General features: G+C 36.3%; 13 protein-coding genes. 11 read left to right on the top strand and 2 right to left on the bottom strand.

The window, feature by feature from the left end; genetic code table 11:
* The 10 genes from LC095_RS11020 (at window position 1) to LC095_RS11065 (ending at window position 8513) form a co-directional block, all read left to right on the top strand.
* Window positions 1-936 carry a dihydroorotate dehydrogenase gene (locus tag LC095_RS11020; RefSeq protein ID WP_226528235.1) on the top strand — a complete coding sequence of 312 codons (936 nt, stop codon included), beginning with the start codon at window positions 1-3 and terminating at the stop codon, window positions 934-936.
* On the top strand, window positions 908-1624 hold the full coding sequence (pyrF, locus tag LC095_RS11025) for an orotidine-5'-phosphate decarboxylase (RefSeq protein ID WP_226528236.1): 717 nt from the start codon (window positions 908-910) through the stop codon (window positions 1622-1624). The genes LC095_RS11020 and pyrF overlap by 29 nt, the downstream gene beginning before the upstream one ends.
* Complete coding sequence (gene pyrE, locus LC095_RS11030; protein WP_226528237.1) at window positions 1621-2253, top strand: orotate phosphoribosyltransferase; 633 nt, start codon at window positions 1621-1623, stop codon at window positions 2251-2253. The genes pyrF and pyrE overlap by 4 nt, the downstream gene beginning before the upstream one ends.
* A 380-nt stretch (window positions 2254-2633) precedes the next feature.
* Window positions 2634-3335, top strand: coding sequence for a phosphoadenylyl-sulfate reductase (locus LC095_RS11035; RefSeq protein ID WP_226528238.1), 702 nt, complete (start codon window positions 2634-2636; stop codon window positions 3333-3335).
* 12 nt (window positions 3336-3347) lie between these two features.
* Entirely contained in the window at window positions 3348-4415 is a 1068-nt protein-coding gene (locus tag LC095_RS11040) for an inorganic phosphate transporter (protein ID WP_226528239.1), read from the top strand.
* A 98-nt stretch (window positions 4416-4513) separates the two neighbouring features.
* A complete protein-coding gene (sat, locus tag LC095_RS11045; protein WP_226528240.1) occupies window positions 4514-5653 on the top strand; it encodes a sulfate adenylyltransferase in 1140 nt (379 codons plus the stop codon).
* Between the two features lie 18 nt (window positions 5654-5671).
* The gene (gene cysC / locus LC095_RS11050) at window positions 5672-6274 is read left to right on the top strand and encodes an adenylyl-sulfate kinase (protein ID WP_226528241.1); all 603 of its coding nucleotides are present in this window, start codon (window positions 5672-5674) and stop codon (window positions 6272-6274) included.
* A gap of 193 nt (window positions 6275-6467) precedes the next feature.
* Window positions 6468-7247 carry a uroporphyrinogen-III C-methyltransferase gene (gene cobA / locus LC095_RS11055; protein WP_226528242.1) on the top strand — a complete coding sequence of 260 codons (780 nt, stop codon included), beginning with the start codon at window positions 6468-6470 and terminating at the stop codon, window positions 7245-7247.
* Window positions 7244-8011: a sirohydrochlorin chelatase gene (locus tag LC095_RS11060; RefSeq protein ID WP_226528243.1), complete on the top strand. Its 768-nt coding sequence runs from the start codon at window positions 7244-7246 to the stop codon at window positions 8009-8011. Before cobA ends, LC095_RS11060 begins: the two co-directional genes overlap by 4 nt.
* 1 nt (window position 8012) lies before the next feature.
* Window positions 8013-8513 (top strand): NAD(P)-dependent oxidoreductase, encoded by a 501-nt coding sequence (locus tag LC095_RS11065; protein ID WP_226528244.1) that lies wholly within the window; start codon window positions 8013-8015, stop codon window positions 8511-8513.
* 41 nt (window positions 8514-8554) lie between these two features.
* Here the strand turns inward: LC095_RS11065 and LC095_RS11070 are convergent, their stop codons facing one another.
* Window positions 8555-9472, bottom strand: a complete 918-nt coding sequence (locus LC095_RS11070; RefSeq protein WP_226528245.1) for a DMT family transporter — start codon at window positions 9470-9472, stop codon at window positions 8555-8557.
* A 156-nt stretch (window positions 9473-9628) separates the two neighbouring features.
* Window positions 9629-11344, bottom strand: a complete 1716-nt coding sequence (locus tag LC095_RS11075) for an NFACT family protein (RefSeq protein ID WP_226528378.1) — start codon at window positions 11342-11344, stop codon at window positions 9629-9631.
* A 232-nt stretch (window positions 11345-11576) separates the two neighbouring features.
* On the opposite strand from LC095_RS11075, the gene LC095_RS11080 reads away from it, so the two are divergent.
* Window positions 11577-14267, top strand: coding sequence for a calcium-translocating P-type ATPase, SERCA-type (locus LC095_RS11080; protein WP_226528246.1), 2691 nt, complete (start codon window positions 11577-11579; stop codon window positions 14265-14267).
* The last annotated feature ends 31 nt before the right edge of the window (window positions 14268-14298 follow it).

Genomic DNA, 14298 nt, shown 5'->3' on the forward strand with positions numbered 1-14298 from the left:
ATGTTAGATACTAACTTACCTGGATTATCACTAAAGAACCCTATTATGCCAGCATCCGGATGCTTTGGCTTTGGGAGAGAATACAGCAAGTTTTATGATTTAAGCCAGCTTGGCTCAATTATGATAAAAGCTAGTACACAGGAGCCTCGTTTTGGTAACCCTACTCCACGTGTAGCAGAAACAGAAGCTGGAATGTTAAACGCAATTGGTCTGCAAAATCCCGGTGTAGAAAAAGTCATTTCTGAAGAATTAGCATGGCTTGAGCAGTATGATGTTCCGATCATTGCAAATGTTGCAGGTTCTCAAATTGAGGACTACGTCTATGTAGCTGAAAAAATCAGTCATGCACAAAATGTTCATGCTCTTGAATTAAATATTTCATGTCCAAATGTAAAAACGGGTGGGATTGCATTTGGAACAATTCCTGAGGTTGCAGCACATCTTACAAAAGCTGTGAAGAACGTATCAGCAGTCCCCGTATATGTAAAACTGTCCCCGAATGTATCAAACATCGTTGAAATGGCCAAAGCAATCGAGCAAGCAGGTGCAGATGGCTTAACGATGATCAACACACTTATTGGAATGAGACTTGATCTAAAAACAGGCAAGCCTGTTATTGCAAATAAAACAGGTGGATTATCTGGCCCTGCTATTAAGCCGGTTGCCATTCGGATGATCTATGAAGTGAGCCAGGCTGTGAACATTCCGATTATTGGGATGGGCGGCGTTCAACATGTAGACGATGTAATTGAATTTTTATATGCAGGTGCAAGTGCTGTTGCAGTTGGTACGGCAAACTTTGTTAATCCTTATGTTTGTCCTGAAATCATCGAACAATTGCCATCAAGATTACGTGAGTTAGGTTTTCAACATGTAACAGAATGTATCGGAAGGAGTTGGAAGGTAAATGGAAAGACCCCTCATTATAGCTCTTGATTTTCAAGACCGACAAGAAGTTGAAACGTTTTTAAAGAAGTTTGAAGATGAAAAGCTATATGTGAAAGTAGGGATGGAGCTATTCTATCAAGAAGGCCCATCAATTATTTCACATATAAAACAATTGGGTCATAAGATCTTTCTTGATTTGAAACTCCATGATATTCCTAATACTGTCAAGCAGGCGATGCGCGGATTAGCTAAACTTGATGTTGATTTAGTCAATGTTCATGCAGCTGGTGGTAAAAAGATGATGCAGGCAGCAATTGAAGGCTTAGAAGCAGGAACACCTGAAGGGAAGAAGCGTCCTGCTTGTATCGCTGTAACCCAATTAACAAGTACTTCTCAATCAATGGTGGATGAAGAGCTTCTTATTAAAGGTGATATCAATGAAGTTGTTCTTCATTATGCTCAAAATGCAAAAGAAAGTGGGCTAGAGGGAGTTGTATGTTCAACACATGAGGTAGAATCTCTTAATCAAACTTTAGGAACTTCATTTATGACAGTTACTCCAGGTATTCGAATGAAGGATGATTCATCAGATGATCAAACTAGAATAGCGACACCAGATCAGGCGCGTCGTCTAGGATCAACAGCCATTGTCGTTGGAAGAAGTATAACAAAGGCTGAGGATCCTTATAGAGCCTATTTGAATGTGAAAAAAGCTTGGGAGGAAATCGGGGAATGAAACAAACAATCGCAAAACACTTACTAGAAATCAAGGCAGTATATCTCCAACCAAACGATCCATTTACATGGTCCAGTGGGTTAAAATCACCAATTTACTGTGATAATCGCCTCACATTATCATTCCCTTCTATTCGTACAGACATAGCAGAAGGACTTTCAGCTTTGATTAAAGATTATTACCCAGAGGTAGAAGTGGTAGCAGGTACAGCTACAGCGGGGATCCCACATGCAGCATGGGTAAGTGATAAATTAAATTTACCGATGTGTTATGTACGTAGTAAAGCAAAAGGACATGGAAAAGGAAATCAAATAGAAGGTAAGGTTTCTGAACACCAAAAAGTTGTAGTGGTAGAAGATTTAATTTCAACAGGCGGTAGTGCTATTACAGCAGTGGAAGCTCTTCGTGCTGCCGGCTGTGAGGTCCTCGGGGTTGTATCGATCTTTACATATGATCTTGCCCTTGGAAAATCAAAACTTAATGAAGCAAATATAAAAAACCACTCATTATGTGATTACGATACACTTGTGGAAGTTGCTGCAAAAGAAGGATATGTAACAGAACAGGATATTAATAAGTTGAAGATGTGGAGAGAAAATCCAGCTTCTGAAAAATGGCTTGAAGGTTAAAAGCACATAAGAAATAAAAAAGCGTTTTGTTTGATAGTAACAAAACGCTTTTTGAGTTATAAAAATAATTAATCCGATCAAGAAACTCGGGTTGACATTTGTTTAAATTATGCTAAAATTTTGAATTAATATGACAGATTATTTTTATTCATTGTAATGGTACAGGTTATTTGACTGAAGTCTTATTAACTAGCATTTAATGGAGTTTTACTAAAAATAAAAAAATTTCAAATTCACCATGCAAATGTATTGTCAAATCACAGATTAAGTGTATAATTCATACTATGTTGATAGGTTTTACACATAATCCCGAGTATTAACGTATGAATAAAGGGTATTTAAACCCGAGTTTAATAGTATGGAAGAAAGAGGTGAATCGTATGTTAACATATGAAAACTGGTCTGAACCAAGTAATGATTTTGAAGTTGATGAAACATATAAAGGTGCTCTCAATGTTATAAAATGGGCTTATGACCATTACGGTGAAGAGGTTGTCTATGCATGTAGCTTTGGTATTGAAGGTATCGTTTTAATAGATTTAATTTCAAAGGTAAAACCTGATGCCAAAATTGTTTTTCTTGATACAGATGTACACTTTAAGGAAACATATGAACTTATTGATAAAGTAAAAGAAAAGTATCCATCATTGAATATTGAGTTAAAGAAACCTGAATTAACACTGGAAGAACAAGCTGAGCAATTTGGCGACAAATTGTGGGAAACAAATCCTAACCAGTGCTGTAATATCCGAAAAATTGTACCGTTAACTGCTACTTTAAACGGTGCGACAGCTTGGATATCTGGTTTGAGACGTGAACAGTCTGAGACAAGAAAACATGTAAATTATATTAATAAGGATGATCGCTTTCATTCAGTAAAGATTTGCCCACTCATTCATTGGACATGGAAAGATGTATGGAGATACGTTCATAAAAACGATCTAACATATAATCCGTTACATGACAGAGGTTACCCTAGTATTGGTTGTTTTCATTGCACGAAGCCGGCATATGATGAAAATGACTTAAGATCAGGAAGATGGTCAGGGCAAATGAAAACAGAATGCGGCCTCCACCAATAGGAGGATAAATAAATGTTAGAGATCATTGCCATCATAATCAGCTTCTTTTTTGCAATGAATATTGGTGCCAGCGGCGCAGCGGCCTCAATGGGTGTTGCATACGGATCAGGAGCAATTGTGCGACCAAGAAATGCTTTAATTTTATGCGGAATAGGTGTCATATTAGGGGCTGTTATTGGCGGTGGAGAAGTTGTTAAAACAATTAGCGGGGGAATCATTCCTTCCTCACTAATTTCGATAAAATTGGTTATTATTATCCTTTTTTCAGCAACCTTCTCCTTGTTTTTATCAAATCTATTAGGTATTCCGCTATCTACAAGTGAAGTTACAGTAGGAGCAGTTGTAGGTGTGGGAATCGCCTATCAGGCGTTATTTGTGAATAATTTACTTTACATTGTCATGTTTTGGTTTATTGTTCCTATCATCGCTTTTGTTATCGCCTATATATTTATCATGATACTTCATAAATTTAAGCTTAATGAAAAGTATAATTTTCAAGGAAAGCTGATTACTTATTTGCTGATATTGGTAGGTTTTTTTGAGGCCTTCTCAGCGGGAATGAATAATGTGGCAAATGCTGTCGGACCATTAGTGAGTGCCGGTATTCTAACAGTTTCAAAAGGGACCTTATATGGAGGAATCTTTGTTGCTCTTGGTGCATTATTTTTAGGACGCCGCGTCCTTGAAACAAATGGAAAAAAAATCACGAGTTTTTCTAAAATTGAAGGTGTACTAATATCAGGTACAGGGGCTACATTAGTTACGATCGCATCCATTTTCGGAATTCCAGTCCCGTTAACTCAAATTACAACTTCCTCTATATTGGGAATTGGAATTGCAAAATCAGGTACAAATGTTCTTCAACAAAAAGTTGTTAAAAATATGTTGATGGTTTGGTTAATTTCCCCACTTGTTTCACTAACAATGTCTTATTTTTTAGTGAAATTGTTTTTAGAAAGTGACTTATATACAATCTTTGTGCTAGGAAGTTTATTACTTGCTACAATAGGTGCAAATAGTCTTATGAAGGCTAGTAAACAGGAAAAGCGTACCGTTCATGAAGAAGGCGGGGGAATTTAATTATTTAATCCCTATTATTCTCATTGGTTTTGTGATGATAGGGAGATGAATTTATTTTTCGCACAAAATATTACATTTGAATTTGGAGGAATTGAACAATGAGCTTACAACCACATGGAGGAACTTTAATTCAGAAATTATCTATTGGAAAAGATGTATCACATATTCAAAACGAAATTGAAATTGATGCCATTTCACTTAGTGATCTTGAACTTATTGCAATTGGTGGATACAGTCCAATTGAAGGATTTTTAACTCAAGAAGATTATGAATCAGTTGTTGAGAATATGAAATTGAAAAATGGTGTTGTCTGGAGCATACCAATTACGTTACCTGTAACAGAGGAAAAAGCAGTAACACTTTCAATCGGTGAGGAAGTTCGCCTTGTGTCAAACCAAGTTACATATGGCACAATTAACATTTCGGATATTTTTACACCTGATAAACAAAAGGAAGCAGTAAATGTTTATCGTACAGATGATTTAGCACACCCTGGTGTGAAAAAAATGTTTGAACGTGGAAATGTCTATGTAGGTGGAGAAATTACACTTGTGAATCGTCCAGACAAGAAATTTGCTGATTTCTATTTAGATCCAAAAGAATCTCGAGCAAAATTTGAAGAATTAAACTGGAAAACAATTGTTGGATTCCAAACACGTAATCCTGTTCACCGTGCACACGAATATATTCAAAAAACTGCACTGGAAACAGTTGATGGTTTATTTTTAAATCCATTAGTAGGAGAAACAAAATCTGATGACATTCCAGCGCATATCCGTATGGAGAGCTACCAAGTATTGTTAAAGAATTATTACCCTGAAGATCGTGTACACCTTGCAGTTTTCCCGGCTGCAATGCGCTATGCTGGGCCACGTGAAGCTGTTTTCCATGCACTAGTCCGTAAAAACTACGGTTGCACACACTTCATTGTTGGCAGAGACCATGCAGGTGTTGGTGATTACTATGGAACATATGATGCACAAAAGATCTTCTCAAACTTTACTGCTGATGAACTAGGAATTACACCGATGTTCTTTGAACATAGCTTCTATTGCACAAAATGTGAAGGTATGGCTTCTTCTAAAACATGTCCACATGGTAAAGAAGATCGTGTTATTCTATCAGGCACAAAAGTTCGCGAAATGCTGCGAAATGGAGAACTGCCTCCAAGCACTTTCAGTCGTAAAGAAGTTGTAGAAGTTTTAATTAGAGGAATGAGAGAGACGGTTAATTCTTAAAAAAGGAGGACATATAGCATGGCAGCGAATAATATTGTGTGGCATGATGCGTCTGTAACAAAAGAAGAAAGAAGAGAAAAGAATAAATACCAAAGCTATGTTTTATGGTTTACTGGTCTTTCGGGATCTGGAAAGTCAACATTAGCTAATGCACTTGCAAGATACTTGTATGAATCAAACATTCAGGCATATGTTCTTGATGGCGATAATATCCGTCATGGACTAAACAAAGACTTAGGTTTTACAGATGATGATCGAAAAGAAAATATACGCCGTATCGGTGAAGTATCCAAGCTTTTTGTAGACAGTGGCCAAATCGTGCTAACTGCATTTATTTCACCATTCCGTGAGGACAGACAACAAGTAAAAGACATTCTTTCTGATAATGAATTTTTTGAAGTTTATGTTAAATGCTCACTAGATGAATGTGAAGTACGTGATCCGAAGGGCTTATACAAAAAAGCGAGAAATAATGAAATTAAGCATTTCACAGGTATAGATTCACCATATGAGGAGCCGGTAAATCCTGCTATAACTGTTGATACTGAATCTCAAGATATAGAAGCATCTGTAAAGCAAATTGTTAATTTTCTATTAGAAAAAGACTTAATTCAAAATTAATATGTTAATACTATCAGAAATTATAAGAATTTAAGGATGATAGTATGAGAAAAACTAAGGCTTTTCGCCATTGGACGTCGAAAAGCCAAGTTTTTCTAATGATAATAGCAATTGGCTGAGGCCAATTGCTATTACTTTCATTTACGTTAAAAAATATCTTGCTATTCAGTAAAAAGATGGGGGGAGCTTTCTCATGTCAAAGGTATTTTTAGTTGGAGCTGGACCTGGTGATGAGGAATTATTAACGATTAAAGCTCTAAAATGCATTCAACAATCAGATGTAATTTTATATGATCGATTAGTAAATAAGGAAATTCTTAAACATGCAAAAAAAGATTGTGAGCTTGTATATTGTGGGAAGCTACCAAACTATCATACAATGAAGCAAGAAACGATAAATCACTTTTTAATCAATTATGCAAAAATGGGTAAGATCGTGACAAGACTTAAAGGTGGAGATCCATTTATTTTTGGACGTGGAGGAGAAGAAGCTGAAGCGTTAAAAAAACACCGTATTCCATATGAAATCATACCGGGAATTACTTCGGGTGTTGCAGCAGCTGCTTATGCAGGCATTCCAGTTACTCATCGGGATTTAAGTGCAAGTGTTGCTTTTGTTACGGGGCATAAAAAACAAGGTAATGATGAAGATATTAAATGGGAATCATTAGCAAAGGGAATCGATACAATTGCTATTTATATGGGTGTTGGTAATTTGCCATATATTCAAGAACAGCTTATTAAACATGGAAGAAATAGACATACACCTGTTGCAGTTATTCATTGGGGAACAACAAATTCTCAAAAAACAGTAACAGGAACTCTTGAGGATATTTATGATCAAGTTATCCAACAAAAAGTTACGAATCCAAGTATGATTATTGTAGGTGAAGTGGTTTCGCTAAGAAAACATCTCAGTTGGTATGAGAATATGATCTCAGAATATGAACAAAGTGAGGCTCTAATGCTATGAAGCAAGCTGTTTTATATGTTTGTCATGGAAGCCGAGTTCCTAAAGCTCGTAGGGAGGCAGTTGAATTTATTGAAAAGGTCAAACCTAGAATTCATGCACCAATTCAAGAGGTATGTTTTCTGGAATTAGCTGAACCATCGATTGAAAATGGCTTTAAAACATGTGTCGAGCAGGGTGCAACAACTATTGCAGTTATTCCGCTATTATTATTAACAGCTGCACATGCTAAAAGTGATATTCCTGAAGAAATTGCCCATGTATCAGCAGCATTTCCGAATGTACATGTGACGTACGGTAAACCGATAGGAGTAGATCCGCTCCTTGCTGATATGCTATTGGACAAGGTAAATGAAAAATCCCCCTTAACGAACTCTTCCATTGCTGTTCTTGTAGGTAGAGGAAGTAGTGATAAAGATGTTGTCCGGGACTTGAACAAAATATCTTCTTATTTACAAGAAAGATCAGAAATAAAAAAAGTATACACTTGTTTTTTAACAGCCGCAGAACCACGTTTTAAGAAAATGATCGAGGATATTCATCAGTCAAAAGAGCAATCAATCTTTATTATTCCGTATTTAATTTTTACTGGTTTATTAAAAAAAGAGATCGATCAAACAATAAAAGCATTTGATTGGGACGATCGTCATATCGAAGTTTGTTCCTATCTTGGACCACACCCAATTCTTCTGGATCTTTTTACAAAGCGTGTTCTAGAAGCAATTGACAACCGTGATGGATCATATACCTTTAAAGGGGAGAAGTAGAATGCTGCCTCTTCACATTGATGTAAACAATCGTCAAGTTTTAGTTATTGGTGGAGGGAAAATTGCTTATCGACGTCTTCTATTATTTTTAGATGAAGGAGCAAATATAACTGTTATTAGCCCTGAAATTATTAATGATATAGAAGATTTAAGTCAAAAAAAGCAAATTTTATGGAAGCAAAAAAAGGTCGAACTTTCAGATTTACAGCAAGCATTTATTATTGTTGCTGCTACAAATGACCCTGCCGTAAACGAGTGGGTGGCTGAGAATGTGAATAATCACCAGTTGGTAAATGTAGCAAGTGATATGACGAAAGGGAATTTTATAGTACCTAAGTCAGTGAAAAAGGGGAGACTTTCCATTTCAGTTTCAACAAATGGAGCTAGTCCAAAGCGGGCAAAAGAAATTTGTGAACATCTATCAAGTCAATTTGACGAAGAATATATTAACGAACTCGATCGGTTATATGATCAAAGACAGCTAAATAAGCAACAAAAATAACGAGGAGATGAATATCACAGATTCATATTCCTCGTTTTTTATTAAATATCATTTTTTAAAGTTTGCAGCTTGATGTCAGTATGATTTGTTTTCTTTTCTTGAACAATGAATACAGCCATAATAACAGCAATAATACCAATATATTGCCCTACGCTTAACTTTTCTTGAAAGACGAGGAATCCAATTAAAGTAGCGACTACTGGTTCTACTGTTGCCAGGATTGAGGCTCGACCTGATTCAACACTCTCTAACCCTTTGGTATAGAGCAAAAACGCTAACAGTGTCGAGAAAAGGCCAAGTCCAATAATTGAAAGCCAAACTTCTAGATTCGTAAAGATAGTTCCAACATGCCAAAGTCCACTAAACGGAGTTATGGCAATAGCAGCAAAAACAAATGTATAGGTTGTCACAGTTACAGAAGAATACTTTATAAGGGCAAATTTACCAAAAATACTATATAACGCATAAAAGAAACCTGATCCTAATCCTACTAAAAGACCATAAATAGTTACTGACTCATTTGTGTTTTGGAAAAGTCCAATAACAAGAATACAACCAATAAAGGTAATAATGAGCGCTAAAATTTTTCTGATTGTAAATAGTTCTTTAAAGAAAAATCTAGAGAAAATCATAACAAACGCTGGAGCGGTATACAGGAGTACACTTGATACTGAAATTGAAGTTTCTTTTATTGCCTCAAACATGCACCAATTAAAAAAAACGATACTAATTACACCTGTTCCTACAAAATATTTGCTGTCAGAAAGTTTTATTTTAATGGCTTCTCTCTTTTTCCAAAAAACAAAGAATAAAAGAAAAATAGAGGCAGATATTGCACGAATCGAAACAACTTGCGTCGGAGAAAAGCCAGCTTCATAAAGAAACGTTACAAATAAGCCAATCATACCCCATAATGCCGCACCAGAAAGGATATATACATACGCAATATTTTTATTCAAATCAAATATCACTCCTTTTACTTTGTGTAGGCATTAGTAAAATAAAATAATGGAAATAATTGAAAGCATCTAAATATCATCTTACCAAACGAAGGTGTAAAAAGAAAATTAAATAAATACAAAAACACCGCCTAAGAATGACGGTGTTTTTTAAAATCAACTTTTACGTAAGTGAAAGACAAGATCTTCATTCGGAGTGACATAGACTGTTTGCTGATGATCATAAATAACAAAACCAGGCTTTGATCCACTAGGTTTTTTAACATGTCTTATTGCCGTAAAATCAACAGGAACTGAACTGGAACTTTTGGCCTTACTAAAATATGCTGCAATATTTGCTGCCTCAATTATCGTTTGTTCTGATGGGTTGCTACTTCGAATCACAACATGAGAACCCGGAATATCCTTTGTGTGAAGCCATACATCATCACGTGCAGCAAGTTTATTTGTCAGGTATTCATTTTGTTTGTTATTTTTCCCTACGATCATTTCTGTCCCATCAGATGAAAGATAATGCTCTAATATTGGCTTAAGGTTTTTTTTCTTTTTAGTATGACGTGACTGTCTTTGTTTTAAATAACCACCTTCCATTAATTCTTCTCGAATTTCCTCTATATCTTTTGGGGAAGCTGATTCAATTTGTTGAATCAACCCTTCGAAATAATTAATTTCCGCTAGTGCTAACTGAATTTGTTCATGCACAACTTCGACTGAATTTTTTGCTTTTTGATACTTCGAGAAGTATCTTTGAGCATTTTCTGAAGGCGTTTTTTGCGGGTCAAGCGGAATCTGAATCGATTGGTTTTCTTCGTCATAATAATTAATGACTTCAGCTACTTTATCTCCCTTTTTAATCGCATATATATTGGCTGTAAGTAACTCACCATATAATTGAAATTCATTTGCTTTTTCAGCTTGGTCTAATGTTGCAGCTAACTTTTTAATTTTCTTTTCATTTTTTTTCTTTTCATTTACCATAAAGCGTTCTAAGTCATTTCCTTGCTGTTTTACACGATCTCTTTCTGCTTTTCCGTAATAATAGCGATCTAAGAGTTCAGATAGCGTTGAAAACGTCTTGTTTTTCATGTTTGTTAAATGTGTAAGGTTGATCATATAAAATAGTTCTTTTTGATTTTGTTCATAGATGCCCGGAGTGATTCTATTTTCCTTGATCTCATCAATAAGTGTTAAAAAAGCTTCCGGAACTGTTTTACGATTAACAAGACCGGCACGATGAGTTACTTCTTTAGCAAATAAAGGAGAAATTCCTGAAAACTGCTGAACAATCTGCTGATCTATTTTCCCTGCATTAAAATCTAATTTCTTTAGAACAAGCTCTTCGTTAGCTTCAAATGGGTTTGTTTTCCCTTGTTCCGGCGGTAATACGTATGGATGACCTGGTAATACAGTTCTATGTCGGTTAACTGCAGGCGATAGATGCTTTATACTGTCTACTATCATATCTCTTTCTCTATCGACCAAAATAATGTTACTATGTCTTCCCATGATTTCAATCATTAATCGCTTAATGCTCACATCACCGAGTTCATTTCGACTTCTTACATCAAAAATGATGATTCTTTCCAGTCCGGGTTGTTCAATATGCTCAATAACACCACCCTCTAAGTGCTTTCTAAGCAGCATACAAAACATAGGAGGCTCACTAGGATTTTCATAACTTTCATTTGTTAAATGGAGCCTAGCGTAACTAGGGTGAGCAGAGAGAAATAGCTTGTGATTTTTTCCTCCTGATCTGATTTGAAAGATCAAATCATATTTATAGGGTTGATGGATTTTTGTGATTTTTCCATTTAAGAGTACATTTCTTAACTCTTCTGTAATCGTATATGTAAATAGACCATCATATGACATGGCAATAACTCCTTCTAATAAAGACATTATGTTGAGATAAAAGGTCATGAACGTTATTTTTTACCTTTCAGGCTTGAATAGCTACTGCTTCATAACTTTTCTACATGATTATAGCATGTTTTAGGACGAGGCTGAATAAGTTGTCTTATAGGCTTGGCAACTACAAGGTCAATCAATGAAAAAGAGTCCTTGAAAGTGAAAAATTCGTCTTAAAGGGGTGTGTAGGTGATTCATGAAGTGGCATGAAATGAGATCAGATGAAGTAATGGATACCATTCATTCAGATCGTGATGTAGGATTAACGAATAAGGAGGTACAAAAAAGAACACAGAAATTTGGGCTTAATGAATTGAAAGAAGCTGACCGACCTTCAGCTATTATTATATTTCTAAATCAATTTAAAGATTTTATGGTTCTTGTACTACTTGCAGCAACATTAATTTCAGGACTTTTAGGAGAATACATTGATGCCATTGCAATCATTGCAATAGTGATTGTAAATGGTGTTTTAGGCTTTTTTCAGGAGAGACGTGCTGAACGTTCTTTAGAAGCCTTAAAAGAGCTATCTGCTCCACAAGTAACTGTGTTACGGGATGGTAAGTGGGAAAAAATTCTTTCAAAGGAATTAGTACCTGGTGACATTGTTAAGTTTACGAGTGGTGATCGAATTGGCGCAGATATGAGATTAATTGACACAAAGAGTTTAGAGGTGGAAGAATCGGCCCTAACGGGAGAATCCTTACCTGTCCAAAAATCAACGCAGCCGATAGCAGGTGAAAATGTTGGCCTCGGTGATTTAACAAACATGGTTTTCATGGGAACGCTTGTAACAAGAGGTTCTGGTATTGGGGTCGTGATTGGAACAGGAATGAGTACGGCAATGGGACAAATTGCTGATCTTCTTCAGAATGCTGAAACAATGGAAACTCCTCTCCAAAGGCGGTTAGAACAATTAGGGAAGATATTAATTGTTGTCGCTTTATTTTTGACATTACTGGTTGTAAGTATTGGGGTTCTGCAAGGACATGATCTTTATAATATGTTTTTAGCTGGTGTGTCATTAGCCGTTGCTGCTATTCCAGAAGGGCTTCCAGCTATTGTAACGGTAGCATTATCTCTTGGTGTTCAGCGGATGATCAAACAAAATTCGATCGTACGCAAACTTCCTGCAGTAGAAACATTAGGCTGTGCTTCTGTTATTTGTTCAGATAAAACCGGGACAATGACACAGAATAAAATGACGGTAACACATGTATGGTCAGGTGATCAAGTGTGGAATATTACCGGGACAGGATACCATCCACATGGAGAATTTTTAAGGGATGGTGAACCGGTTGATGCAACAAAGACAAGAACACTACAGCAAATTTTAACCTTTGGCTCATTATGTAATACCGCAACGTTAAAAGAAAATGATGGACAATATCAACTGGATGGTGATCCGACAGAAGGAGCTCTATTAGTCGCTGCAATGAAAGCAGGGTTAAGAAAAGAAACGTTACTGAAAAATTTTGAAGTCATAGATGAATTCCCTTTTGATTCATCGCGAAAAATGATGAGTGTTATTGTACGAGATAAATCGGGTAATCAATTTGTCGTAACGAAAGGTGCTCCAGATGTTTTAGCAGGTGTTTCAAAATATATCTTATGGAACGAACGGCAAGAGAATTTTAATAGTAAATACGATACTAAAGTTAAGCAAGCTATTGAATCACTAGCCTCCCAAGCGTTACGAACAATTGCTGTGGCGTTTAAACCTATAAAATCCAATGAGAAAATTAATACAAGCTTTGAAGCGGAAAGAGACCTCGTATTTATTGGCTTACAAGGTATGATTGATCCACCGCGTCCTGAGGTAAAACAAGCTGTGAAAGAATGTCGTGATGCAGGAATTAAAACGGTAATGATTACTGGAGATCATATCATTACAGCGAAGGCAATCGCACAACAACTTAATATCCTCCCTCAAAATGGGAAAGTGATGGAAGGGAAGGATTTGTCAGACCTTTCTGTCGAAGAGCTGGAGGAGATTGTTGATGATGTTTATGTGTTTGCTCGTGTTTCACCTGAACATAAGCTGAAAATTGTTAAAGCACTACAAAGCAGAGGTCATATTGTAGCGATGACCGGTGATGGTGTAAATGATGCACCTGCGATAAAGGCTGCAGATATCGGAATTTCTATGGGAGTTACCGGTACTGATGTGGCAAAAGAAGCTTCCTCATTAATATTGGTTGATGATAATTTTGCCACAATAAAATCAGCAATAAAAGAAGGTAGAAATATTTACGAAAACATACGTAAGTTCATCCGCTATCTCCTTGCATCAAATGTTGGAGAAATATTGGTCATGCTCTTTGCTATGTTATTAGCACTACCCTTGCCATTGGTTCCAATTCAAATTCTTTGGGTTAATTTAGTCACTGACGGACTTCCTGCTATGGCGCTAGGATTGGATAAACCTGAAGGGGATTTAATGAATCGAAAACCGCGACACCCTAAAGAAGGAGTTTTCGCGAGAGGGCTGGGATGGAAAGTTGTATCACGTGGATTCCTAATTGGTATCGTAACATTGGCAGCCTTTATGATTGTCTATTATCGTAACCCAGATGATCTTGCCTATGCGCAAACTATTGCCTTTTCTACATTAGTTATGGCACAATTAATTCACGTATTTGACTGTCGAAGTGAAAAATCTATTTTTGAACGAAATCCATTTGGCAATATGTACTTAATTGGTGCTGTTATTTCTTCAATTTTACTCATGCTTGTGGTTATCTATTATCCGCCGTTACAACCGATTTTCCACACTCTGCCTATATTAGCGAGAGATTGGTTGTTAATTCTAGGACTATCAGCTATTCCAACTTTTTTACTTGCAGGATCACTTTTAACAAGAAAAAGCACAAAGACTATGTTATAATCCTAAAGGGGGTGACCCAAAAAGTCATCCC

The organism is Metabacillus niabensis, assembly GCF_020524345.1.
In the GTDB taxonomy this organism is placed as follows: Bacteria; Bacillota; Bacilli; order Bacillales; family Bacillaceae; genus Metabacillus; species Metabacillus niabensis_B.